This window comes from Streptomyces sp. NPDC056580, assembly GCF_042793175.1.
Lineage (GTDB): Bacteria > Actinomycetota > Actinomycetes > Streptomycetales > Streptomycetaceae > Streptomyces.
The window spans coordinates 497,486-518,907 of sequence record NZ_JBHTVE010000004.1 but is presented as its reverse complement, the minus strand read 5'-3'; the positions used below and the strand labels follow the sequence as shown (position 1 = coordinate 518,907).

Below are 21,422 nucleotides of genomic sequence, written 5' to 3'. Positions count from 1 at the left end.
GTCGATGGAATTCGCGTCATGACAAGCGGCGGGAGTCATGACACGCGGCGTGAACGGCAAGCCGGCCACGGCCGAAAGCCCGCCGCACGCGTCGGGCCCTCGTATGCGGCACCGGGAAGGCGTACCTGCCGCGCCACTGCTTCGGGCCGCCGTGAGCACGGCTGGTTGCGTCTCCTCGATGATGGCGCCGGCCTCGTCGGTCTCGGCTCCTTCTAGCCCGGGGCGCCGACGAGAGCCTCGAAGTCCCGGGGCAGCTGGGACATCACATGGCGGAACTCGCCGTCGCTGACCGCGTCCCTCAGGGTGCTCAGCTCGGCCCGTACACCCTCGCGGGCCTCCTCCGGGCTCACCTCTGCTCGCCTGCTCACCCGATTGACGAACTCGTCGAGTCCGAAGGCCTCGGCCTCCGGGGTGGGAGAGACCAGCGGTTCCTTCAGCGGCTTGGGCAGTTCGGACGCGAGGTCCTCCGCCTCCCCCCTGGTGAGCCGCTCGGCCAGTGTCGCCAGGGTGGCGCGAGTGAGGGGCTCCGCCTTTTCCGGGGGGATGGGGGCACGCTGGGTGACGGTCTCGAGGAAGGTCTTGTAGTCCATGGGCGCTCCTTCTTCCGAAGCGGGCTGATGCGCGTCATGGTGCGGGCGCCTCAGCGAAGGCCCTTTCCATGCTCCGGATACGGGCCACACCATGCCTGCTCCCGGCGGGCGGAAAAGCGGCGGGAGCCATAGACCTCCGAGCACAAGTGCAGACGGCCTCCGCGGCGGCGGAGGGCGTCACACAACGGCTTCAAGGGGCCCTGGATGAAGCGGGGTCTGCCGGCACAGGTGTCTGAAGAGTCATGCTCATCTCCTGGGGGCGGGTGAGAGCCGCGCCGGTCGTGCCCCCACGGTCCACCGACCTGGCACGGTCCCGCTTCCCCGAGTTGGCCATGCTGCTCTGCCAGGGTAGGCGGGGGTGTCCTTTTTCGGCCTGGGGTGCGGAGGCGTCGGCAGGCGGGCTCTGCGAATCTCGACCGGTAACGGCCGATGGCGGCGCTGGCCGGGGCGAACGACGCCGTCCGGTTCCCGGTAAGGAGGCGAGAGGCATGACCGTGATGGCTGTGTCGAAGTTCGAGAGGTTCTTCCGCGCCGCCGCAGGCCTCGACGTGGACAAGAACGACCTGAAGCGATACGGCGACTTCGTCGACGCCAAGCTCTACGACCTCCTGGTCGTCGGCCAGGCGTCGGCCAAGGCCAACGGCCGGGACACCGTCGAACCGTGGGACCTACCGATCACCAAGGGCCTCCAGGAGAGCATCCACCGGTTCCGGCGGCTCGACGAGGAGGTCGATCTGAAGCCGATCCTGGATCAGCTCGCCGCGCACCCTCCTCTCGACAGGGCACCCACCCAGGAGACCGAAGAGCGCTACCCCGAGATCGTCGGCGGTCTCAGTGTCGCCCTCGCCGAGACGTTCAAGATCATGTACCCGGATCTCAAGAACCCGCAGACCAGCAACTGGGAGGGCGTGACCGCGGTGTTCGACCAGCTGCTCTAGCAGTGGCGCCCCGGTGCATGTCAGCGATCTGAACCGGCGTGCCGAGGTCCTCGACGCGCTTCTCGAAAGGCACACGAATGCCCTGGGGAGGATCACCACAAGGAACGTCTGCGGCTCGGATCCCTCCGGACCGGGGACCGCAAGCCGCGGCCGAGGGTGCCCCGAGCAGGTGTCAGCCGGAGCTGCCGTCCGGGTGGAGGAGGGGCCCTGCCGGGTGTCCCTGCCGCTCGCGTCGTACAACCAGCGACTCGTGAAGGGAGCCGTACCATGACACAGGAACTGCAGGGGATGCGGGTGGCGATTCTGGCCACCGACGGCGTCGAGCGCGTGGAACTCGACCAGCCGCGCGGTGCGCTGCAGGGCGCGGGGGCGAAGACCGAGATCGTCTCGCTTCATCCCGGCGAGATCCAGGCCCGCCAGTTCGACCTCAACCCGGCAGGAACCTTCCCGGTGGACCGCTTGGTCGCCGACGCCTCCGTCGACGACTACCACGCCCTGCTCCTGCCCGGCGGCACCATGAACCCCGACCAGCTGCGCATGGACCGCGACGCGGTGCAGTTCGTCAGGGACTTCATGGCCAGCGGGAAACCGGTCGCATCGATCTGCCACGGCCCGTGGACGCTGGCGGAAGCCGACGCGGTGCGCGGCCGCCGCCTGACGTCCTGGCCCAGTATCCGCACCGATCTGCGCAACGCCGGCGCGGAGGTCGTCGCCGACCAGGAGGTGGTCGTCGACGGGCAACTGGTCACCAGCCGCGGTCCGGCCGACCTGCCTGCCTTCTGCGCCTCCGTCGTGGAGCAGTTCGCCCGGGCGCACCATCCCATGCCCGGCTGAACCAACGGCCAGGTCGCCGCGGGGAGAGCAGGCGGTGCACGGTGAGCGTGGGCGCTCTGCGCCTCACGGGCTGGTCATCCGCGACGGTCGCCTCCGTACGGCCCCCGGTCCGACCCCCGGGCCTCGAAGAAGTACATCCGCGACCCCCGCTCGCGACCCGCGAACCCGAATCGTCGTCCCGCCTCCTGTCCTCGCAGACCGACCGCCGGTGAGACTTTTCGACCCGCTGGGCGCAGGCGGCGGGACCGGGCGAAGAGACACTCTGGGGCCTGGCGGAACCGCTCGGCGGTCCGTCGGCGGAAGGAGTGGCCATGACCGAGCCGGCCCGCGGGGCCGTTGCCTCGTACTCGACGTTCCGGGAGGCCGGACGTGCCGTCGATCAGGCCGCCCTCCACGGGGCGGCCGCCGGAGCGTTGTCCGGCGTGCTCGTCGGCTGGATCCCCGGGCTGCCGAACTGGCTGAGTCCGGTCGTCTCCGGTCTGCTCCCCGCACTGTACGGGCTGATCTTCGGAGCGGTCGTCGGTGCACTGCTCGCCGTGCTGCTGCACGCGGCCCAGGGCGGCCGCCGGAACTTCGCCCCGGTCCGCTCGACGGAGCCCGGCCGGTACGACGTCGTGGCGGACGAGGACGTCGCCGACGAGGCCGTCCGGCCGGTCGCCGGGCTGGACAGCAGTCCCGACGCGAACACGGAGAGCGCCTCCCCAAGGGGCCGACGCCCACACAGCGGCGCCGTCCCCAGCTGAACGAGTCTCAGAACCGGGCGGACACGGCCCGGAGGATGAACGGTCGCCGACGGACGTCGACCGCCGCGGAAGGAGTTCCTCATGGCCAAGGCAGTGGGCATCGACCTGGGCACCACGAACTCGGTGATCGCCGTGTGGGAGGGCGGCGAGCCGTCCGTCGTGCCCAACAGCGAGGGCAACCGCACGACACCGTCCGTGGTGGCCTTCACCGACACGGGCGAGCGCCTGGTGGGCCAGTTGGCCCGCCGCCAGGCGATCCTCAATCCCAAGGGCACCATCTACTCGGCCAAGCGGTTCATCGGCCGGCACTTCGACGAGGTCTCCGACGAGGCCAAGGCCGTCGCCTACGACGTCGTCCCGGGAGAGAACGGCGAGGCCCGTTTCAAGGTGCGCGACAAGCTCTACGCGCCTGAGGAGATCAGCGCCCTGGTGCTGCGCAAACTCGCCGACGACGCCTCCAAGCAGCTGGGTGAGCGGGTCACGGAGGCGGTCATCACGGTGCCCGCCTACTTCAACGACGCCCAGCGCACCGCGACACGTGACGCCGGACGGATCGCGGGACTGGAAGTGCTGCGGATCATCAACGAACCGACGGCGGCCGCCCTCGCGTACGGCATGGACAAGAAGGAGCACGAGACCGTCTTGGTCTTCGATCTCGGCGGCGGCACCTTCGACGTGAGCATCCTCGACGTCGGCGACGGCGTGGTCGAGGTGCGCTCCACAGCGGGTGACAGCCATCTGGGCGGCGACGACTTCGACCGGCGTCTGGTCGACTACCTCGCGGACGACTTCCAGAAGGAGAACGGCATCGACCTGCGCAAGGACCCGCAGGCGCTGCAACGGTTGTTCGAGGCGGCGGAGAAGGCCAAGACCGAACTCAGCTCCGTCACCCAGACCCAGGTCAGCCTGCCGTTCATCACCGCCGACGCCTCCGGGCCCAAGCATCTCACCGACTCGATCATGCGGTCCACGTTCGAGCAGATCACCAGCGACCTGGTGGAGCGCTGCCTCGGTCCGGTCCGGCAGGCCATGGCCGACGCCAAGGTCGGTGAGAACGACATCGACGAGGTCATCCTCGTCGGCGGTTCCACCCGCATCCCGGCTGTCCAGGCCCTCGTGCGTCGGCTGACCGGCGGCAAGGACCCCAACATGAGCGTCAACCCGGACGAGGTCGTGGCGCTGGGCGCCGCCATCCAGGCCGGGGTGCTCAAGGGCGAGGTCAAGGACGTTCTGCTGCTCGACGTCACACCTCTGTCGCTGGGAGTGGAGACGCGGGGCGGTGTGATGACGAAGATCATCGAGCGGAACACCACCATCCCGGTGCGCCGCAGCGAGACCTTCTCCACCGCCGAGGACAACCAGCCCGCCGTCGACATCGTCGCCCTCCAGGGCGAGCGCGAACGGGCCGCCGACAACAGGGTGCTCGGCCACTTCCAGCTCACCGACATCCGCCCGGCGCCGCGGGGCGAACCCCAGATCGAGGTCACCTTCGACATCGACGCCAACGGCATCCTCAACGTCAGCGCCCGCGACAAGGACACCGGCAAGGAACAGGGCATCACCATCAGCGAGAGCTCCAACCTGGACCGGAGCGAGGTCGAACGCATGGTCCAGGAGGCCGAAAGCAACCGGGGCCAGGACCAGACACTGCGCGAGGCCGTCGACGCCCGCAACGAACTCGACGCGGTCGCCTACCAGGTCGAAAAGCGCCTGAACGAACTGGGCGAGGCCGCGCCCGCGCACGAGAAGGCCCGCGCCGAGATGCTGGTGGGCGAGGCCCGCGACGCGGTCAAGAACGAGGCCGGAGCGGACAAGGCCAGGCCGCTGATCTCCGAACTCCAGCAGGTCCATGCCGGGCTCGCCGCCCACCAGGCCGGAGCGGCGGCGGCGAGTGGTCCGTCGGACACCACCGGCCCCGACGGCTCCGGGCAGGGCGGGGCCGGCGCCGACGAAGACGTGATCGACGCAGAGTTCGACAAGGGCTGAGGTACCCGCCATGCCGATCCCTCCCCAGGACCGATGGTCCGACCCGCCGCCCGAAGGCGCCGCACAACCGCCGCAGGGCCACCTGCCGGAGCCCGCGCCGCCGACCACGGAGGCCGAACCGGGGGCCGACGCGGCCACCGGTGCGGCCGGGGGCGAGGACGAGTACGCGGCCGCCCTGAAAGAGGTCGAGGACCGCTGGCGGCGTGCTCTCGCCGATCTGGACAACCTGCGCAAGCGACATGCCAGGGAACTGGACCGGGAGCGCGCGGTCGAACGCGCCCGTACGGCCGCGGCCTTCCTTCCCGTCGTCGACAACCTCGAACTGGCCCTGAACCACGCGGGCTCCGACTCCGGGGCGCTCGTCGAGGGCGTTCGCGCCGTGCGCGACCAGGCCGTGTCCGTCCTTGAACGCCTTGGTTACGAGCGTCACGCCGAGACCGGCGTCCCGTTCGACCCTTCCCGGCACGAGGTCGTCGGCGTGATCCAGGACCCCGACGCCGAACCGAACACCGTGGTGCAGGTGCTGCGCCCCGGTTACGGCGAGGGCGAGCGGCAGCTGAGGCCGGCCGCCGTGACCGTCGCCAAGCGGGAGTGAGCGGCCATGGCACGCGACTTCTACGAAGTTCTCGGGGTCCCGCGGAACGCCGACACGGACGAGATCCAGCGGGCGTATCGCAAGCTGGCCCGCAAGTACCACCCCGACGTCAACAAGGACCCCGCTGCGGAGGAGCGGTTCAAGGAGATCAACGAGGCCTTCAGTGTCCTGTCCGAGCCCGACCAGCGGGCCCGTTACGACCGCTTCGGCGAGGACTTCCGGAAGGTCCCCGACGACTGGGAGGAGCGGGTCGGCGCAGGCGCGGGACCCGGTGGCGGCTTCCGCTGGTCCACCGGGGGCGGACCCCGGGTCAGGTATGCCACCGGCGGCTTCGGCGGGGAGGGCGTCGACGTCGACGACCTGTTCGGCTCGTTCTTCGGAGGCGCCGGACGGGTGCGGGTCCCCGGAGCCGACCAGGAGGCCGAACTGCCGCTCACCGTCGAGGAGGCCTACCGCGGAGGCCGTCGCACCGTCACGCTCGCCAGTCCCACAGGGCAGCCGCGGCGCTACGAGGTCGACGTGCCACCGGGCGTCACGGACGGGCAGCGTATCCGGCTGGCGGGCGAGGGCGGCCGGGGCAACGGTGACGCCCCCGCGGGGGACCTGTACCTGCGGGTGCGTATCAAGCCGCACCCCCGGTTCCGCCTCGACGGCCGGGACGTGTACGCGGAGGTTCCGGTCACTCCTTGGGAGGCCGCGCTGGGTGCGACGGTTCCGGTGCCCACGCCGAGCGGGGCGACGGCGAAGGTGAACGTGCCCGCGGGCTCGTCCAGCGGCCGACGCCTGCGCCTGCGCGGTGAGGGCATGCCGAACCCGCGCGGCCCGAGCGGCGACCTCTACGCCGAGCTCCGGATCATGGTGCCGTCCAAGCTCAGCGACCGGGAGCGCGCACTTTTCGAGGAGCTCGCCGCCGTCTCTTCGTTCGACCCCAGGAGACACGATGAGTGACCCACGCGCCGGGGCGCGCCACGCGTCTCGGCTGACAGCTCTCGCGCAGGCGCGCGTCCGGTACGCGATCGTGCCGGTGCCCAAACTCTCTCTGCAGACCGTGGCACGCCGCTCCGGCGTCCATCCCGACCTCATCCGCCGGTTCGTCGCTCTGGGCCTGGTCGAGGCCGAGCGCGACGCCTCGGGAGGGCTGGTGTTCGAACCCACGGCACCGGCCGTCCTCGCCCGTGTCCAGCGACTGCGCACCGGGCTGTGCCTCAACTACGCATCCATCGGCCTGGTGCTCGATCTGCTGGACCACATCAGCATGCTCGAAGCCGCCCTGCGCCGCGCCGGTACGAGGAGGGAAACACCCCCATGGACATGAACCGTCTCACCCAGAAGTCCCAGGAAGCCCTCCAGGCGGCCCAGAGCGCGGCCGTCGCCATGGGGCAGACCGAGGTCGACGGGGAACACCTGCTGCTCGCGCTTCTCGAGCAGGAGGACGGTCTGATCCCACGGTTGCTGCAAGGCGCCGGCACCGACCCGGAGGAGCTGCGGGCGGCCGTGCGCGAGGAACTCTCCCGTCGCCCGAAGGTCACCGGTCCCGGCGCGGCACCCGGCCAGGTCTTCGTCACCCAGCGCCTGTCCCGCCTGCTCGACGCCGCCGAGCGGGAGGCCAAACGCCTCAAGGACGAGTACGTGTCCGTGGAGCACCTCCTGCTCGCCCTGGCCGAGGAGGGCTCGGCGACCGCCGCAGGACGGCTGCTCAAGGAGCACGGCGTGACCCGGGATTCGTTCCTGAGCATGCTCACCCAGGTCCGCGGCAACCAGCGCGTCACCTCCGCCAACCCCGAAGTGGCCTATGAGGCGCTGGAGAAGTACGGCCGCGACCTGGTCCTCGAGGCCCGGTCCGGGCGGCTGGACCCGGTCATCGGCCGTGACGCGGAGATCCGCCGCGTCACCCAGATCCTCAGCCGCAAGACCAAGAACAACCCGGTCCTCATCGGCGATCCCGGCGTCGGCAAGACCGCCATCGTCGAGGGCCTGGCCCAGCGCATCGTCCGCGGCGACGTCCCCGAGGGCCTGCGCGACAAGACGGTGTTCGCCCTCGACATGGGCTCCCTGGTCGCCGGCGCCAAGTACCGCGGCGAGTTCGAGGAACGCCTCAAGGCCGTGCTCAGCGAGGTCAAGGCCGCCCAGGGACGCATCCTGCTCTTCGTCGACGAACTGCACACCGTCGTCGGCGCGGGCGCCGCCGAGGGGGCCATGGACGCGGGCAACATGCTCAAGCCGATGCTCGCCCGCGGCGAACTCCACATGATCGGCGCCACCACCCTCGACGAGTTCCGCAAGCACATCGAGAAGGACGCCGCCCTCGAACGCCGCTTCCAGCAGGTGCTGGTCGACGAGCCGAGCGTGGAGGACACCATCTCCATCCTGCGCGGACTGCGCGAACGACTCGAGGTCTTCCACGGCGTGAAGATCCAGGACACCGCGCTGGTCTCCGCGGCCACCCTCAGCCACCGCTACATCACGGACCGGTTCCTGCCCGACAAGGCCATCGACCTCGTCGACGAGGCGTGCGCCCGGCTGCGCACCGAGATCGACTCGATGCCCGCCGAACTCGACGAGATCACCCGCCGCGTCACCCGCCTGGAGATCGAGGAGGCGGCCCTGTCCAAGGAGACCGACCCCGCCAGCAAGACTCGCTTGGAGGAACTGCGCAAGGAACTGGCCGACCTGCGTGGCGAGGCCGACGCCAAGCGCGCCCAGTGGGAGGCCGAACGGCAGGCCATCCGCCGCGTGCAGGAACTGCGCCAGGAACTGGAGCAGGTCCGCCACGAAGCCGAGGAGGCCGAACGCGCCTACGACCTCAACCGAGCGGCCGAACTCCGCTACGGCCGCCTCCAGGACCTGGAGCGCCGGCTCGCCGCTGAGGAAGAGCAACTGGCCGCCAAACAAGGACAGAACCGGCTGCTGCGCGAGGTCGTCACCGAGGAGGAGATCGCCGAGATCGTCGCCGCCTGGACCGGCGTCCCCGTCGCCCGCCTCCAGGAGGGCGAACGAGAGAAGCTGCTGCGCCTCGACGAGATCCTGCGCGAGCGCGTCATCGGCCAGGACGAGGCCGTCAAGCTCGTCGCCGACGCCATCATCCGCGCCCGTTCCGGCATCCGCGACCCTCGCCGCCCCATCGGCTCGTTCATCTTCCTCGGCCCGACCGGCGTCGGGAAGACCGAGCTGGCCAAGACCCTCGCCCGGGCCTTGTTCGACTCCGAGGAGAACATGGTCCGCCTGGACATGAGTGAGTACCAGGAGCGGCACACCGTCAGCCGGCTCGTGGGCGCACCGCCCGGATACGTCGGCTACGAGGAAGGCGGTCAGCTCACCGAGGCCGTACGCCGCAAGCCCTACTCGGTGGTGCTGTTCGACGAGATCGAGAAGGCGCACACCGACGTCTTCAACACCCTGCTGCAGGTCCTCGACGACGGCCGCATCACCGACTCCCAGGGCCGCACCGTCGACTTCCGCAACACCGTGATCATCATGACGTCCAACATCGGCTCCGAGTACCTCCTCGACGGCGCCACCGCCGAGGGCGAGATCAAGCCGGACGCCCGCGCCCTGGTGATGGGCGAGCTGCGCGGGCACTTCCGCCCGGAGTTCCTCAACCGCGTCGACGACATCGTGCTGTTCAAGCCGCTCGGTGAGCGGCAGATCGAGCGGATCGTGGAGCTGCAGTTCGACGAGCTGCGCCGCCGGCTCGCCGAACGCCGCATCACCGTCGAACTCACCGAGGCCGCACGTGAACTGATAGCCCATCAGGGCTACGACCCGGTGTACGGGGCCCGGCCGCTGCGGCGTTACATCTCGCACGAGGTCGAGACACTGGTCGGACGCGCCCTGCTGCGCGGCGACGTCCAGGACGGCGCGACGGTCCGCGTCGACGCCGAGGCGGGGGAACTGGTGGTCACCTACGACCAGCCCGAGGACGTGAAGGGAGCGCGGGCGGCATGAGCACGATGCAGGCGACGACCGTGACTTGTCCCCACTGCGGGCGCACCAACCGGGTGCCCGTGGCCGCGGAGGGCCGCCCCAAGTGCGGCCACTGCAAGCAGCCCCTGCCATGGATGGTGGACGCGGGCGACGACGACTTCACCGAGGTCGCCGAGCGGGCGGACGTCCCCGTCGTGGTCGACCTGTGGGCCACCTGGTGCGGCCCCTGCCGCATGGTCAGCCCCGCACTGGAGAAGGTCGCCACCGACCTCGCCGGCCGGATCAAACTCGTCAAGGTCGACGTCGACAAGAGCCCCCGACTGTCGCAGCGTTTCGAGGTCCAGGCCGTACCGACACTGCTCATCCTCGACCGGGGCGAGATGATCGCCCGGCAGGCGGGGGCGGCGCCCGCCCCCGCTCTGCGCCGGTGGGTGGAACAGTCGATCACTGCCCGGAAAGGGTGATCCGGATGACCCTGCATGCAGACCCCCACCTCGCGCTTGTCCGGCCGGTCCAGCCCTTGACCCCGCAAGGGTGTCAGGAGTGTCTGATGCTCGGCTCCCCGTGGGTCCACCTGAGGCTCTGCCTGACCTGCGGGCACGTCGGCTGCTGCGACTCCTCGCCGAACAAGCACGCGCGCAGGCACGCGGCTGCCGACGCCCATCCGATCGTGCGGTCGTTCCAGCCCGGCGAGGACTGGCGCTGGTGCTACGTGCACGAGGCGTTCGTCTGATGTCCGGCGACCAGTCGCTGCCGGGCGAGGAACCGGTGCCGGAGGAAGCGGGCGAGGCCACCTTCTGGGAGACCCCGGACATCTACGGCGCGTATCCGCGCCTGACCGAGGACCAGATAGCACGTCTGGCGGAGCACGGGCAACGACGGAGCATGGCTCCGGACGACGTGCTGATCCGGGAGGGAGAGCGCTGCGAGACGTTCTACGTCGTCCTCAGCGGTACCGTCGCCGTCGTCGAGGACTACGGCACTCCGGAGGAGCATGTGCTGCGCGTGCACGGCCCCGGTCGCTTCATCGGCGAACTCGGCCTGCTGCACGAACAAGTGGCCTTCTACACCGCTGTCGCCAGGGAGCCGGGCGAGGTCCTCGTCGTCCCCTTGGACCAGTTGCGCCACCTGGTGTCCCAGGACTCCGCCATCGGGGACACCGTGCTGCGCGCCTGCCTGTGCCGTCGCGCGCTGCTCGTCGGGCAGGGCGCCGGCTTCCGCATCATCGGCTCGCGCTACTCGCCCGACACCAGACGGCTGCGCGAGTTCGCCGTCCGCAACCGGCTGCCGCACCGCTGGATCGACCTGGAGACCGACAAGGAGGCCGAGGAACTGCTGCGCCGCTTCGGCGTCGGCCCGGCGGAGACACCACTGGTCATCTGGCGGGACACCACCCTGTTGCGCAACCCCAGCAACGCGGAACTGGCCCGGCTCATCGGCCTGCCGTCACTACCCGCCGCAAACCGTCACGGCGACGTCCTCATCGTAGGTTCCGGACCCGGCGGCCTCGCTGCCGCGGTGTACGCCGCCTCCGAGGGCCTGAGCACCACCGTGGTGGAGGCGATGGCCACTGGCGGCCAGGCCGGCACGTCGTCCCGCATCGAGAACCTGCTCGGCTTCCCATCCGGCATCTCCGGTGCCGAACTCACCGAACGCGCCGTGCTCCAGGCCGACAAGTTCGGCGCGAGGATCAGCCTTCCGCTGGAGGCGACCGGTCTCCATCCCAAGGACGAGGACCACTACGTGGTGGCGTTCGCCGACGGCAGCGAGATCGCCGCCCGCGCCGTCGTCCTGGCCATGGGTGCCCGCTACCGCCGGCTCCAGGTGCCCGGCATCGAACGCCTGGAGGGGACGAGCGTGCACTACTCGGCGACGGCCTACGAGGCCCAGCAGTGCCGCACCGACCCGGTGGCCGTCGTCGGCGGAGGCAACTCGGCGGGCCAGGCGGTGCTGTTCCTCGCCGGGTACGTGCCGAAGGTGTACCTGCTGGTCCGAGGAGCCAGCCTCGAGGCCAACATGTCCCGCTACCTGATCGACCAGGTCGAGCGCCATCCGCGGGTGGAGGTCCTGCTGCACACCGAGGTGGCCGAGGTGATCGGCCAGGAAGTGCTGGAGGAGCTCGACGTGGTCGACAACCGCACGGGCGGGCACCGCCGGCTCGCGGTAAGGAGCCTGTTCGTCTTCACCGGCGCCGACCCCTACACCGAGTGGCTCGCCGGCACCATCGCCCTCGACTCCCGCGGCTTCATCCTCACCGGGCCGGAGGCGCAGGAAGCCTGCACCTCCCCCCAGGTGTGGCACAGCCTCGGGCGCTCGAACATGACCCTGGAGACCAGCCTGCCCGGGGTCTTCGCGGTAGGGGACGTCCGCAGCGGTTCGGTGAAACGGGTGGCCTCCGCGGCCGGTGAGGGCGCGATGGCCATTCACTTCGTGCACCGGCACCTGGGGCACTCGGCCGTACCCGGCACCACGGGCACGTCAGCCGCCGCGGGCCACTCGGACGCCTCCCCACGCATACGTCACAAGGAGTCCGCGTGGCTCGCATGACGAACGGCGGACGATGAGATCACGAGAAGGAAGAAGGAGGCGATGGCGATGGCCATGCCCGTCCGGCGCCACCGCGGTGGCGGTCTGCAGGAAAGGCCCGTCTGGGCACCTGCCGCTCTCAATCCCATGGTCGAGTTCGACGAACTGCTCAGCGAGATGAGCGGCCTGCTGGAGTCGGCGGTGGGCGCGGCACCCGCGGCCGCGTGGACGCCTCTCGCGGACGTGTCGGAGTCCGAGGACGCGTTCCACATAGAGATCGAACTCCCCGGTGTGAAGAGCAAGGACATCGACGTAGAGGCCAACGGTCCCGAACTCGTGGTCACCGGAGAGATCAAGGAGCGGGAGCGCAAGGGTGTCCTGCGCCGCAGCACCCGCCGCGTCGGAGCCTTCGAGTACCGTTTGCGGCTGCCCGGAGAGTTGGACACCCACAAGATCAAGGCTGAGATGCAGGACGGAGTGCTCCACATCACCGTCCCCAAGGCCGAGGCCGCCAGGCCTCGCCGGGTCCAGATCAGTGAGTCCGGCGAGGGTGCGCACGAGGACGCCGCCCAGGGCGGTGCAGCGACGGGCGGCGGGACCACCGGCGGCGGGACCACCGCCGCCTGAGCCGCCGTCGAGCCAGCGGTGCCGGACCAGTGTCCGTCACCGCTGCCGTCGCGAGGAGGCGACGGCAGCGCACATGAACGCCTGCCGACGGCGGCCGGCTAGTCGTCGTCGTCCTCGAGCATGCGGCGGCGTTCCTGTTCACGCTTGGAAAAGGCGGCTGCCCGGATCGCCCTGTCACTCTCGAAGCCCGATCCCAGGGCGCCGCCCACCGTGGCGATGGAAGCGACGAACCAGGCCAGCGTCCAGTACTCCGCGGCGTGCAGCGGAGTTCGTGTCATGGAGGCGAAGACTTTGTCGTTGAGGATGAACAGTGCCCACACCAAGTTGATGACCAGCAGACCCGCGTAGCAGACGAGCACCCCTATTCCCACGGTCACGATCGTGGACGCGTTGTAGAGGCTCGTCCTCTTCCTCTCCTCCGGCGAGGTGTTTTTTGATCGATGCCACAGGTGCGCGTCCACGATCAACCAACCGATCATGAGCGCGACGGACCCGACCATGGCGATCACCAGGCGTGGCGTACTCAGTGCCTCGGACAGACTCCAGAGGGTGGAGTTCACGGTGGCGATCGCTCCCGTGGCGAGGGCGGCCGCCAGGGCTTTCGACAGACCCGGCACCAACCGCCACGGCTGGTTGGTTCGGACCATACCGCCGAGCACCCTCAGGTAACCGCGCGGCCCGCTGACGACGTACCGCAGATCAGCGGTCTCCTCCTCACCGATCGGGCCCGGGTGAATCGGTGCAAGACGACTGGCGAAGCGACCCAGCGACCGGTCCTGCGGAGCTTCCCCGGCCCCGGTGGTCTGCTGACTCGCCAAGCTGAGCACGGTCTCCTCCACCGCCCGCAGGGCCCTTCTGCGGAATCGCAGGCCTCCCAGCGCTGGGAGGGACAGCAGCGCCCAGCAGTGTTCATGACTCAGTTCCACTACGAGCTTGTTCCCGTGGGTGTGCAGCGGAAGGTCGGTGAGAGCCACGACGATGTCCCAATGCTCCTCTCGCCTGCGGTCCATGATCCGGCGCGTCAACGTCGGCAGGTCCTCGGTCCCCCCGGTGAAGGGCTCACTGACCACCTTGACGTCGAACCGTCGTCCCTGGCCCGACTTGTCGGCGAGCCGAGCAGGAAGTACCCGGGCCATGCGCCGCGCGAGCTCTGTCGGCGCGTCCGGATCCGCCAGGAGAGCCACGACCGTGACGTCCTGCGACGACTCCCGCATGACCGGACCCTCCTCGTCGGCTGCCCCGGCGCTCACCAGTTCCCATAATGTCCCTCATATAACCTGGTCATCCAATAACTGCCTTCTATTCGAATTCTTGGGCCTATGTCCTGTTCGGTGCGCGAGTCACGCAAGCTTGAGATACGGCGCCGCGGCCGCCCTGGCCCCGCCCGTCACCAGTCGCGCGGCAGCAGGGTCCCCAGCGGTCCGAGGTCGAGGTTGAGGTCCTCCGGCCGCAGCCCGTGCTGGTCGCACAGCTCGCTCATCCGCCGCTCCAGCATCATCAGCGTCACCCCGATCCGCTCGACCTGCTCATCGCTGAGGTCGCCCTGCTCCACCCGGCGGATCGCCTGTCGCTCCATCAGTTGCCTGAGCAGTTCGACGACGGTCAGCACCAGGGCCACGAGATCACGTCCGACCGTGTCGGGGTCCACGTCGAGTCGGGGTTCCGTCACAGTGCCCCCGAGTCCGCCCAGGGAGCGGGCACCCGCTCGTTCACCGAGGACAGCAGGGCACGCAGCGACAGCCGTACCAGCGGCACGTCCGCGATGGCGATCACCAGGTCGCCGCTGATCACCACACCCGTGGCCAGGAGCCGGTCCAGCAGGTCCACCAGCGGGACCCCGATCGGCCCGTCCAGCGGCTCGGGTTCCTGCCACGGCACGGCTTCAGCGGTCTCCATGGGAGCCGTCCTCCCCCGCGAAGGAGTAGGGAACCCAGGGGCCGGACAGCTCGATCAGCAGCGCTCCGGTGCGCCGTCGCAGCATGTCCACCGCCTGCGTGAACGACGCCGTCCGGTCCTCCTCCACCAGATAGGCGCCGTTGAGGACCTGTGCCCCGCGGCAGTCGTCCGGCCGCTGGTCCTGGAGCCGGAGCCGGCGGGCCGCCACCGCCGCGCCCCGAAGCACCGCGTCCGTCTCCTCGGCGGCCCGCAGGGCGGCGCGCCGGTTCTCCTCCCGGGCCCGGTGCGCGCCCCGTACCCGCTCCAGGTAGGCACGTCCGGCGCCCGGGGCCCCCGGTCCGGCCGGCACATGAGCGGGGACGGCGCCGTGACCCGCCCCGTCCGCCGGCGGCGCCACGGGCAGGTACGCCTTGACGCCCCACTCGACCCGCCCGGCGACGCGGTCCAGCACACCGTGGAAGCGGGCCGCGTCGGCGCCGAGCGCCTGCCGTGCGCGCTCCTCGCTGCTGTAAAGAGTGGCCAGTGCCATCGGCGCGGCCGGCCCGTGAGCCGCGACGGCCGTCACGACCTGGTGGTGTGCACGGACGCATCGCTCCAGCTCGTGCGGGTCGGACAGCCGATCGGTCCAGGACTGGCGGTCGGCCTGCGCCGCCGGCACGTCCTGCACCACGGCATGCAGACGCTCGAACGGCAGCGCCCGCACCGGCGCGGCGGTGATCCCCGGCAACCGGGAGAGGACGTCCTCGTCCACCTGGCGGCAGATCACGAAGACGTAGGTGGCCGCCGAGGCGGGCGGCTCCGCGGAGGCGGACTGCTTCATGTCACCGGTCCCTCCTCGGCTCGTCGGTCCCGTCCACGCGGCCGCCCGTCGTGGTCGTCGTCCTCGCCGTCTTCGTCGTCCTCGTCGTCCTCGCCGTCTTCGTCGTCTTCGTCGTCTTCGTCGTCTTCGTCGTCTTCGTCGTCTTTGTAGTCCTCGTCGTATTCGTAGTCCGCGTAGTCCTCGTAGGCTTCGTCGTCCGCGTAGGGGGCGTCCGTCCCGCCGCCGGGCAGTCCGGCGCCCTCGGCGGACCGGGGCGCCGCGAGCCGCTCGCGCAGGCGCCGGTTCTCCTCCAGCAGTTCCTGGTGCGCGGCGCGGGAGGAGAGCGCGGGATCGGTCTCCCACCAGTCGATGCCCGCCTTCTTCGCGGTGTCGACGGACGCGACGAAGAGGCGGAGCCGGATGGTGAGCAGCTCGATGTCCAGCAGGTCGATCTTGATGTCACCGGCGATGACGATGCCCTTGTCCAGCACGCGTTCCAGGATGTCGGCGAGGTTGCTGGCGGCCGGGCCCGGCACCTGGCCGGTTCTGCGGTGGTCGACCTCGGTCACCTGGCCACCTCCGGACCCGTTCCCGCTTCCAGCAGGTCGAGCAGCCGGTCCTCTTCCCGCTCGAAGTCGGCAAGACCGATCTCGCCGTCCTCCAGCGCCCGGTTCAGTGCGGCCAGCCGGGCGCGGACAGACGCCGGGTCGTTGACCTCGCGGTCGGCGGCCTCGGCAAGCTGGTCGGCGACCCAGACCACGCCTCTCACCGGAGCCAGCGGCGCGGTGAGCAGTGCGGTGAGCAACCCCATGTCAGGCCCCTGTCCGCGCCGCCGCGGCGAGCGCGCCCTCGGGCTCGACGAAGCTGTAGCAGGGCAGCGGCCCGGCCACGCGCAGCTCGGCCCGGTCCCGGTACCGGCCGGACATGCGGTCGACAGCGGCGCGGAAGTCCGGGACGTCCCGCCGGTCGACGAGGAATGACATGTTCAGAACGGCCTCGGCCACCTGCGGCCCCGTCGCGCGGGCCGCTGCCAGCGCCGCCAGTTCCGGGACGATCCGCTGTGCGACGTCGGCCGCGCGGCGCGCCAGGGTGTGGGCCACCGCCTCGCCCAGGCGCAGGTTCGCCTCGTACCCGGGGTGGCTGCGCGCGGCCTCGCGCAGCTCGCGGACCCGGGGCTCCTCGGCGACCAGCGCCGCGAGCGCGCCGGTGGCGGGCAGCACCTTGACGTTCATCTCCACGCGGCCCGCCAGCCGCTCGAGCGCGCGGACGTTGCGCTCGTGGCCGGCTTCCAGTTGCCCGCGAACCGCCTCGGCGTCCGGGGCCAGCATCCCGAAGCGCATCGGCAGTACCGGCCCGTCGAGGGCCAGCCCGAGCAGCACTTCCTGGTGGGCGAGCAGATCCCGCCGCCGTGCGCGCAGCGGGACCGGGGCGGCGCTGACCACCGCCGCGGTCGCGCCCACGGGCAGCAACTCCAGGGGCGCCGCCGGTCTGCCCACACCGCGCAGTCGCGCCGGCACGGGGTGATCGACGGCCACGATGCCGTAGACGTAGGGCCCAGCCGTGGTCATCACTCACTCTCCCGTCTGCGGCGTCCCTCGGACTTCGCCGGGGCGGTGCGGTGCCGCGGCCGTGTCTCCGGCTCCTCCTCGTCCCCCTCGTCGGAACCGCCGACGACGTCGCGCAGCTTCTCGCCCACCGACTCGATGGTCTTCTTGACCTTGCGCTTCCCCGCGGCCTTGGCCGCCTTCCCGCCGAACAGCTCCGGGATGGTGGTGCTGCGCGAAGTCGCCTCCAGGTCGAGCCGGTTGCACGCCTCGGCGAACTTCAGATACGTGTCGACGCTGGCGACCACGATGCGCGCGTCTATCTTCAGGATCTCGATGCCGACCAGGGAGACCCGGACGAAGACGTCGATGACCATGCCGCGGTCCAGGATCAGTTCGAGCGTGTCGTACAGCGTCCCGGCGCGCGGTACGTACACGACCTCGCTGCTGGAGTAGGTGGTGGTCGTGGTCATGGTCAGGTGGTCCTCTCGGAAGGCTTCCGGTGGGCGCCGGCGGGCCCGTCAGTGATTGGCGGTGCCCCTGTGGTAGCGGCAGACCCTGCGGTACTCGGCGGGCCGGCCGGATTCGTCGAGTTCCACCTCGTACGTGGCGAGCAGACTGGTCGTGTCGGGGATGCGGGCCACCTCCAGCACGTCGACGGCGACGCACCAGCCCTGCTCGGTGCGCCGCACGGCGCACACGCTCTCGATGCGGTGGACGATGAAGCTCTGCAGCCAGTCGCAGGCGGTGCGGGCGGCCCGTTCGGGCCCGACGTGCGTGATCGTCTGCTGACCGGCGTCCCCCGAGGTACCGCGGGCACGCGTGCTCTTGTCGGGCGTACTGGGACGGGTACGGCGTTGCTCCGGCATGAGGCCAGCGTGTCCGGGCGGGGCGGCGCACGCATCTTCACAGCGGCCGATCCGGCGATCACCGCGGGAACACGCCGGCCGCACGGCCCCGCGTCCCGGAGTCGAGCCACGTCCGCCCAGCATGCGCAGGTCCTCCAGGTCGGCCGAGCTGACGGGCTCCTCGAACCACCGCACGTCCCGCTCCTCGCACCGCGGCCTTCCCGGCCCGCCGTCACCGGGGCTTCCCGGCCGGCGGCTTCCCAGCGGGCGGCTTCCCGGCCGGCCGGTCCGCCGCGGACAGGGGCCGGTCGCAGGCGCCCATGACGGTCATGACGGCGGCCGGGCGTTTTGTCCGGCGGTCCGGCGTGAATAACAAGAGCCGTGACCGGCTACCCGCCTCCCCGGCCGAGCGGCCCGGCCTGCCGGGTCGAGCGGAGGCACGCCGTGGCTGCCGAACCGCGGGTCGGCGCCGGTCCGGAAGCCGTGGCCGTGGACACCGCGGCGCGCCGGGCCTACGTGGCCTGCTCGCGGGAGAACGCGGTCGTCGCCGTCGACCTCGACCGCTGCGTCCCGCTGTGGCGGGCCGGCGCGGGCCGGGAGCCGATCCCCGTCGTGCTGGACCTGCCGACCAGGCGGCTGTTCACGGCCGACGCCCGTTCCGGCACCGTCACCGTGCTCGACGCCGACAGCGGCGCACGGGTCGCACAGATTCACGTCGGGCAGGAGGCCTACCCGGCGGGGCTCGGGCACGATCCGGCACGACGGCGGGTCTTCTGCGGCAACACCGCGGCGGGCACGATCACCGCCATCGACGCCGACCGCCTGGAGGTGACCGGCACCGTCCCCGCCGAACTCGGGGCGGGCAGCATCGCCGTGGACGGCGAGCGGGGGCGTGGCTACTGCGCCAACTTCATGGCCGCCTCACTGACCGTGTTCGACACCGGGACCCTTCGCCCACTGGGGCGGATCGCCGTGGGCGAGGGGCCGTGCAAGACCGTCGCCAACCCCGTGGCCGGCGAGCTGTACGTGGCGGGCTCGCTGCACGGCACCGTGCTGCGGCTGTCCCTCGCGACCGGGCGCCCGCTGGACGAGGTGCGGGTCGAGCGCGCCCCGGTGGGCATGTGCGTGTCACCGGACGGCAGCCGGTTGTACGTCTGCAACCGCGGCGCGGGAACCGTCAGCGCGATCGGCACCGCCGCCTGGACGGAGACGCACCGCATCACCGTCGGCAACGGGCCCGGTGACTGCCAGATCGACGCCGTCTCGGGGCGTCTGCTGGTCTCCAACGCCGGGAGCGGCACGCTGACCGTGGTGGACAGGCCCTGGCTGCCGGGTGCCGCGAGGCCGCTGACCCACCCGGCGGTGGGCAGGAGGCTCCCCGAGTTCGCCCTGCCGGACGCCCGCACCGGCGAGGTGCGTACGACCCGGGAGTGGGCGGAGCGGAGATACGTGATCAACTTCTTCGCGAGCTGGTGAGGCCCCTGCAACGCGGAGGCTCCGGTCATCGAGGACCTGCGCCGCCGTACCGCCCGGTCCGGGCTGGACTTCATCCATGTCAACGTGTGGGAGACACGCGACGCGCGCCACGAGGCGCTGGCCTTCGCCGGCGTGTGGAACGTCGCGGGCACGATCCTGCTGGACGAGGCCGGCGACTACGCCGCCGCGCTCGGCATCACCGGCGTCCCCACGAACGTCCTGGTGGACGCGGGCGGGATCGTGCGGGCGGTCGGTGCGGCGACCCCGGCCGAACTGGAGCGGGCCGTGGACGAGTTGCTGAGGGAGTGACCCCGTGCCGGCGCTCGGCGGCCGGACCGGGCACGGCGTCAGGCGCCGTCGCCGGCACGGGCCTTCCCCGATTCTGCGTGTCATGACCTGGATACGTGTACACGCCCGGCGGTTCACCGGCGCTTCCCCGAGGGCTGGTGATCTGATTCCCGTCGGTCCCCGCTTCCGATCACCGTACGCCTCAAGGAGTCATCTCATGCACAGAGCCACCCGCCGTCGCCTCACGGTCGCGACCGCGCTGGTCACCGCGACCACGGCCGCCGTGGCGGTCACCAGTGCCGCCGGCGCCTCCAGCGGCGAGCAGCAGGCGCGGAACGCCATCAAGGGCGGGAAGGCGAAGAACGTCATCCTGCTCATCGGCGACGGCATGGGCGACTCGGAGATCACACTCGCCCGCGACTACACGGTGGGCGCCAACGGCCGCCTGAACATGGACAGGTTCCCGCTCACCGGCGCCTACACCACCTACGCGGTGCACGCCGACGGCACCCCGGACTACGTCACCGACTCCGCCGCCAGCGGCACGGGGTGGGCCACCGGGGTGAAGACCGTCAACGGCCGCATCTCCAAGACCCCCGGCACGGACAAGCCGGTGAGGACCCTGCTGGAGCTGGCGCAGAAGAACGGTTACGCCACCGGCGACGTCACCACCGCTGAACTCACCGACGCCACCCCGGCCGTGCTCGCCTCCCACGCCACCGACCGCTCCTGCCAGGGGCCGGCCGACATGGCCAAGTGCCCGACCGACACGATCGCCGCCGGCGGCCCGGGCTCGATCGCCGAGCAGGAGGTCGACCACAAGGTCGACGTCCTCTTCGGCGGCGGCAGGCAGCGCTTCGACCAGGCCGTCACCGACGGCAGGTACAAGGGCCTGACGGTCACCGAGCAGGCAGAGAAGCTGGGTTACCAGGTCGTCACCGACCACGCGTCGATGAAGGCGGTCAAGCCGGGCAAGCCGGTCCTCGGCCTGTTCGCCCCGGGCAACGTGCCCACCGAGTGGACCGGCAAGGCGGCGGCGGTCGGCGGCACGGACCCGCAGCGGTGCGTCACCTCCAACCCGAACCGCCCGGCCACCACCCCCAGCCTCGCCGACTCCGCCACGAAGGCGATCGAGCTGCTGGAGGCCAAGCAGAAGGCCGGCCACTCCGAGCAGGGCTTCTTCCTGCAGATCGAGGGCGCCTCGATCGACAAGCAGGACCACGCCGCCGACCCGTGCGGCCAGATCGGCGAGACCGCGGCCTTCGACAAGGCGGTGAAGGTCGCCCGCGCCTACGCGGCCAGGCACCCCGACACCCTGGTCGTCACCACCGCCGACCACGGCCACACCAGCCAGATCGTGCCGTTGGAGGCCACCCCGCCCGGCCTGTCCTCCACCCTGGTCACCGATGAGGACCAGCGGCTGAAGGTCAACTACTCGACCAACACCCCGGGCCAGTCGTAGGAGCACACCGGCACCGAGGTCCGTATCGCCGCCCAGGGCCCACAGGCCTACCGGGTCCTCGGCGTCACCGACCAGACCGACCTGTTCACCACGGTGCGCGAGGCGCTGCGCCTGCGCTGAACCCGCGCGACGGCGGCGGAGCGCGTCAACTCCCCCGCCGCGAGCCACACATGAGGGCGTGCCGTCCGGCGGGGTGGCACGCCCTCCCGGCGTCCGGGGGCCGCGCACGGGAACGGAGGCCCCCCATGCAAACATTTGATCTATCCATAGGAAAGTCATTAAGGTCTTGGTCCAGCCCCCGCTCAGGCGATCACTCACCAGGGAGTGACGGCGTAGGGGCCCGCCC

The 21,422-nt window shown here is 70.9% G+C and carries 22 protein-coding genes and 3 pseudogenes; 15 read left to right on the top strand and 10 right to left on the bottom strand.

What is annotated here, in order from left to right:
* Nucleotides 1–212: 212 nt before the first annotated feature.
* A complete protein-coding gene (locus ACFQ9Z_RS11265) occupies nucleotides 213–590 on the bottom strand; it encodes a DUF2267 domain-containing protein (protein ID WP_383014387.1) in 378 nt (125 codons plus the stop codon).
* A gap of 488 nt (nucleotides 591–1,078) precedes the next feature.
* On the opposite strand from ACFQ9Z_RS11265, the gene ACFQ9Z_RS11260 reads away from it, so the two are divergent.
* From ACFQ9Z_RS11260 to ACFQ9Z_RS11205, 12 genes are all read left to right on the top strand, one after another.
* Complete coding sequence (locus ACFQ9Z_RS11260) at nucleotides 1,079–1,528, top strand: DUF1931 family protein (protein ID WP_383014383.1); 450 nt, start codon at nucleotides 1,079–1,081, stop codon at nucleotides 1,526–1,528.
* A gap of 267 nt (nucleotides 1,529–1,795) precedes the next feature.
* Nucleotides 1,796–2,362 (top strand): type 1 glutamine amidotransferase domain-containing protein, encoded by a 567-nt coding sequence (locus ACFQ9Z_RS11255; protein ID WP_383014380.1) that lies wholly within the window; start codon nucleotides 1,796–1,798, stop codon nucleotides 2,360–2,362.
* Between the two features lie 311 nt (nucleotides 2,363–2,673).
* The gene (locus tag ACFQ9Z_RS11250) at nucleotides 2,674–3,105 is read left to right on the top strand and encodes a hypothetical protein (protein WP_383014377.1); all 432 of its coding nucleotides are present in this window, start codon (nucleotides 2,674–2,676) and stop codon (nucleotides 3,103–3,105) included.
* Between the two features lie 81 nt (nucleotides 3,106–3,186).
* Nucleotides 3,187–5,091, top strand: coding sequence for a molecular chaperone DnaK (dnaK, locus tag ACFQ9Z_RS11245; protein WP_383014374.1), 1,905 nt, complete (start codon nucleotides 3,187–3,189; stop codon nucleotides 5,089–5,091).
* 10 nt (nucleotides 5,092–5,101) lie between these two features.
* Complete coding sequence (locus ACFQ9Z_RS11240; protein ID WP_383014371.1) at nucleotides 5,102–5,686, top strand: nucleotide exchange factor GrpE; 585 nt, start codon at nucleotides 5,102–5,104, stop codon at nucleotides 5,684–5,686.
* 6 nt (nucleotides 5,687–5,692) lie between these two features.
* The gene (locus tag ACFQ9Z_RS11235) at nucleotides 5,693–6,634 is read left to right on the top strand and encodes a DnaJ C-terminal domain-containing protein (protein ID WP_383014368.1); all 942 of its coding nucleotides are present in this window, start codon (nucleotides 5,693–5,695) and stop codon (nucleotides 6,632–6,634) included.
* On the top strand, nucleotides 6,627–7,001 hold the full coding sequence (locus ACFQ9Z_RS11230; RefSeq protein ID WP_383014365.1) for a chaperone modulator CbpM: 375 nt from the start codon (nucleotides 6,627–6,629) through the stop codon (nucleotides 6,999–7,001). Before ACFQ9Z_RS11235 ends, ACFQ9Z_RS11230 begins: the two co-directional genes overlap by 8 nt.
* Nucleotides 6,992–9,631: an ATP-dependent chaperone ClpB gene (gene clpB, locus ACFQ9Z_RS11225; RefSeq protein WP_383014362.1), complete on the top strand. Its 2,640-nt coding sequence runs from the start codon at nucleotides 6,992–6,994 to the stop codon at nucleotides 9,629–9,631. Before ACFQ9Z_RS11230 ends, clpB begins: the two co-directional genes overlap by 10 nt.
* Nucleotides 9,628–10,074, top strand: a complete 447-nt coding sequence (trxA, locus tag ACFQ9Z_RS11220) for a thioredoxin (RefSeq protein WP_383014359.1) — start codon at nucleotides 9,628–9,630, stop codon at nucleotides 10,072–10,074. Before clpB ends, trxA begins: the two co-directional genes overlap by 4 nt.
* Nucleotides 10,075–10,079: 5 nt before the next feature.
* On the top strand, nucleotides 10,080–10,343 hold the full coding sequence (locus ACFQ9Z_RS11215; protein ID WP_383014355.1) for a UBP-type zinc finger domain-containing protein: 264 nt from the start codon (nucleotides 10,080–10,082) through the stop codon (nucleotides 10,341–10,343).
* Nucleotides 10,343–12,157, top strand: a complete 1,815-nt coding sequence (locus ACFQ9Z_RS11210; protein WP_383014352.1) for an FAD-dependent oxidoreductase — start codon at nucleotides 10,343–10,345, stop codon at nucleotides 12,155–12,157. The genes ACFQ9Z_RS11215 and ACFQ9Z_RS11210 overlap by 1 nt, the downstream gene beginning before the upstream one ends.
* Nucleotides 12,158–12,205: 48 nt before the next feature.
* Nucleotides 12,206–12,763: an Hsp20/alpha crystallin family protein gene (locus tag ACFQ9Z_RS11205; RefSeq protein ID WP_383014349.1), complete on the top strand. Its 558-nt coding sequence runs from the start codon at nucleotides 12,206–12,208 to the stop codon at nucleotides 12,761–12,763.
* 98 nt (nucleotides 12,764–12,861) lie between these two features.
* Here ACFQ9Z_RS11205 and ACFQ9Z_RS11200 read toward each other — a convergent pair whose 3' ends face one another.
* The 9 genes and pseudogenes from ACFQ9Z_RS11200 to ACFQ9Z_RS11160 all read right to left on the bottom strand — a co-directional run bounded on the left by ACFQ9Z_RS11200 (nucleotide 12,862) and on the right by ACFQ9Z_RS11160 (nucleotide 17,871).
* Nucleotides 12,862–13,977, bottom strand: a complete 1,116-nt coding sequence (locus ACFQ9Z_RS11200; RefSeq protein ID WP_383014345.1) for a hypothetical protein — start codon at nucleotides 13,975–13,977, stop codon at nucleotides 12,862–12,864.
* A gap of 173 nt (nucleotides 13,978–14,150) precedes the next feature.
* Nucleotides 14,151–14,432: a gas vesicle protein K gene (locus ACFQ9Z_RS11195; RefSeq protein WP_383014342.1), complete on the bottom strand. Its 282-nt coding sequence runs from the start codon at nucleotides 14,430–14,432 to the stop codon at nucleotides 14,151–14,153.
* Nucleotides 14,429–14,659, bottom strand: a complete 231-nt coding sequence (locus ACFQ9Z_RS11190) for a gas vesicle protein (protein WP_383014339.1) — start codon at nucleotides 14,657–14,659, stop codon at nucleotides 14,429–14,431. The genes ACFQ9Z_RS11195 and ACFQ9Z_RS11190 overlap by 4 nt, the downstream gene beginning before the upstream one ends.
* Nucleotides 14,646–15,479: a GvpL/GvpF family gas vesicle protein gene (locus ACFQ9Z_RS11185; protein ID WP_383014336.1), complete on the bottom strand. Its 834-nt coding sequence runs from the start codon at nucleotides 15,477–15,479 to the stop codon at nucleotides 14,646–14,648. The genes ACFQ9Z_RS11190 and ACFQ9Z_RS11185 overlap by 14 nt, the downstream gene beginning before the upstream one ends.
* Before the next feature lie 236 nt (nucleotides 15,480–15,715).
* A pseudogene (locus ACFQ9Z_RS11180) lies at nucleotides 15,716–16,027 on the bottom strand (gas vesicle protein); the annotation flags it as partial.
* Nucleotides 16,024–16,269 (bottom strand): gas vesicle protein GvpG, encoded by a 246-nt coding sequence (locus ACFQ9Z_RS11175; RefSeq protein WP_383014333.1) that lies wholly within the window; start codon nucleotides 16,267–16,269, stop codon nucleotides 16,024–16,026. The pseudogene ACFQ9Z_RS11180 and the gene ACFQ9Z_RS11175, both read right to left, overlap by 4 nt.
* A gap of 1 nt (nucleotide 16,270) precedes the next feature.
* Nucleotides 16,271–17,026 (bottom strand): GvpL/GvpF family gas vesicle protein, encoded by a 756-nt coding sequence (locus ACFQ9Z_RS11170; protein WP_383014330.1) that lies wholly within the window; start codon nucleotides 17,024–17,026, stop codon nucleotides 16,271–16,273.
* Nucleotides 17,026–17,475: a gas vesicle protein GvpJ gene (gene gvpJ / locus ACFQ9Z_RS11165; RefSeq protein ID WP_383014328.1), complete on the bottom strand. Its 450-nt coding sequence runs from the start codon at nucleotides 17,473–17,475 to the stop codon at nucleotides 17,026–17,028. Before gvpJ ends, ACFQ9Z_RS11170 begins: the two co-directional genes overlap by 1 nt.
* Nucleotides 17,476–17,523: 48 nt before the next feature.
* Entirely contained in the window at nucleotides 17,524–17,871 is a 348-nt protein-coding gene (locus ACFQ9Z_RS11160) for a gas vesicle protein (protein ID WP_383014325.1), read from the bottom strand.
* 423 nt (nucleotides 17,872–18,294) lie between these two features.
* Between ACFQ9Z_RS11160 and ACFQ9Z_RS11155 the strand changes: the two genes are divergently transcribed.
* The 3 genes and pseudogenes from ACFQ9Z_RS11155 to ACFQ9Z_RS11145 all read left to right on the top strand — a co-directional run bounded on the left by ACFQ9Z_RS11155 (nucleotide 18,295) and on the right by ACFQ9Z_RS11145 (nucleotide 21,196).
* Nucleotides 18,295–19,326 carry a hypothetical protein gene (locus ACFQ9Z_RS11155; RefSeq protein WP_383014323.1) on the top strand — a complete coding sequence of 344 codons (1,032 nt, stop codon included), beginning with the start codon at nucleotides 18,295–18,297 and terminating at the stop codon, nucleotides 19,324–19,326.
* 12 nt (nucleotides 19,327–19,338) lie between these two features.
* Nucleotides 19,339–19,635: pseudogene (locus ACFQ9Z_RS11150) on the top strand (TlpA family protein disulfide reductase); the annotation flags it as partial.
* Nucleotides 19,636–19,831: 196 nt separating this feature from the next.
* A pseudogene (locus tag ACFQ9Z_RS11145) lies at nucleotides 19,832–21,196 on the top strand (alkaline phosphatase).
* Nucleotides 21,197–21,422 lie beyond the last annotated feature (226 nt).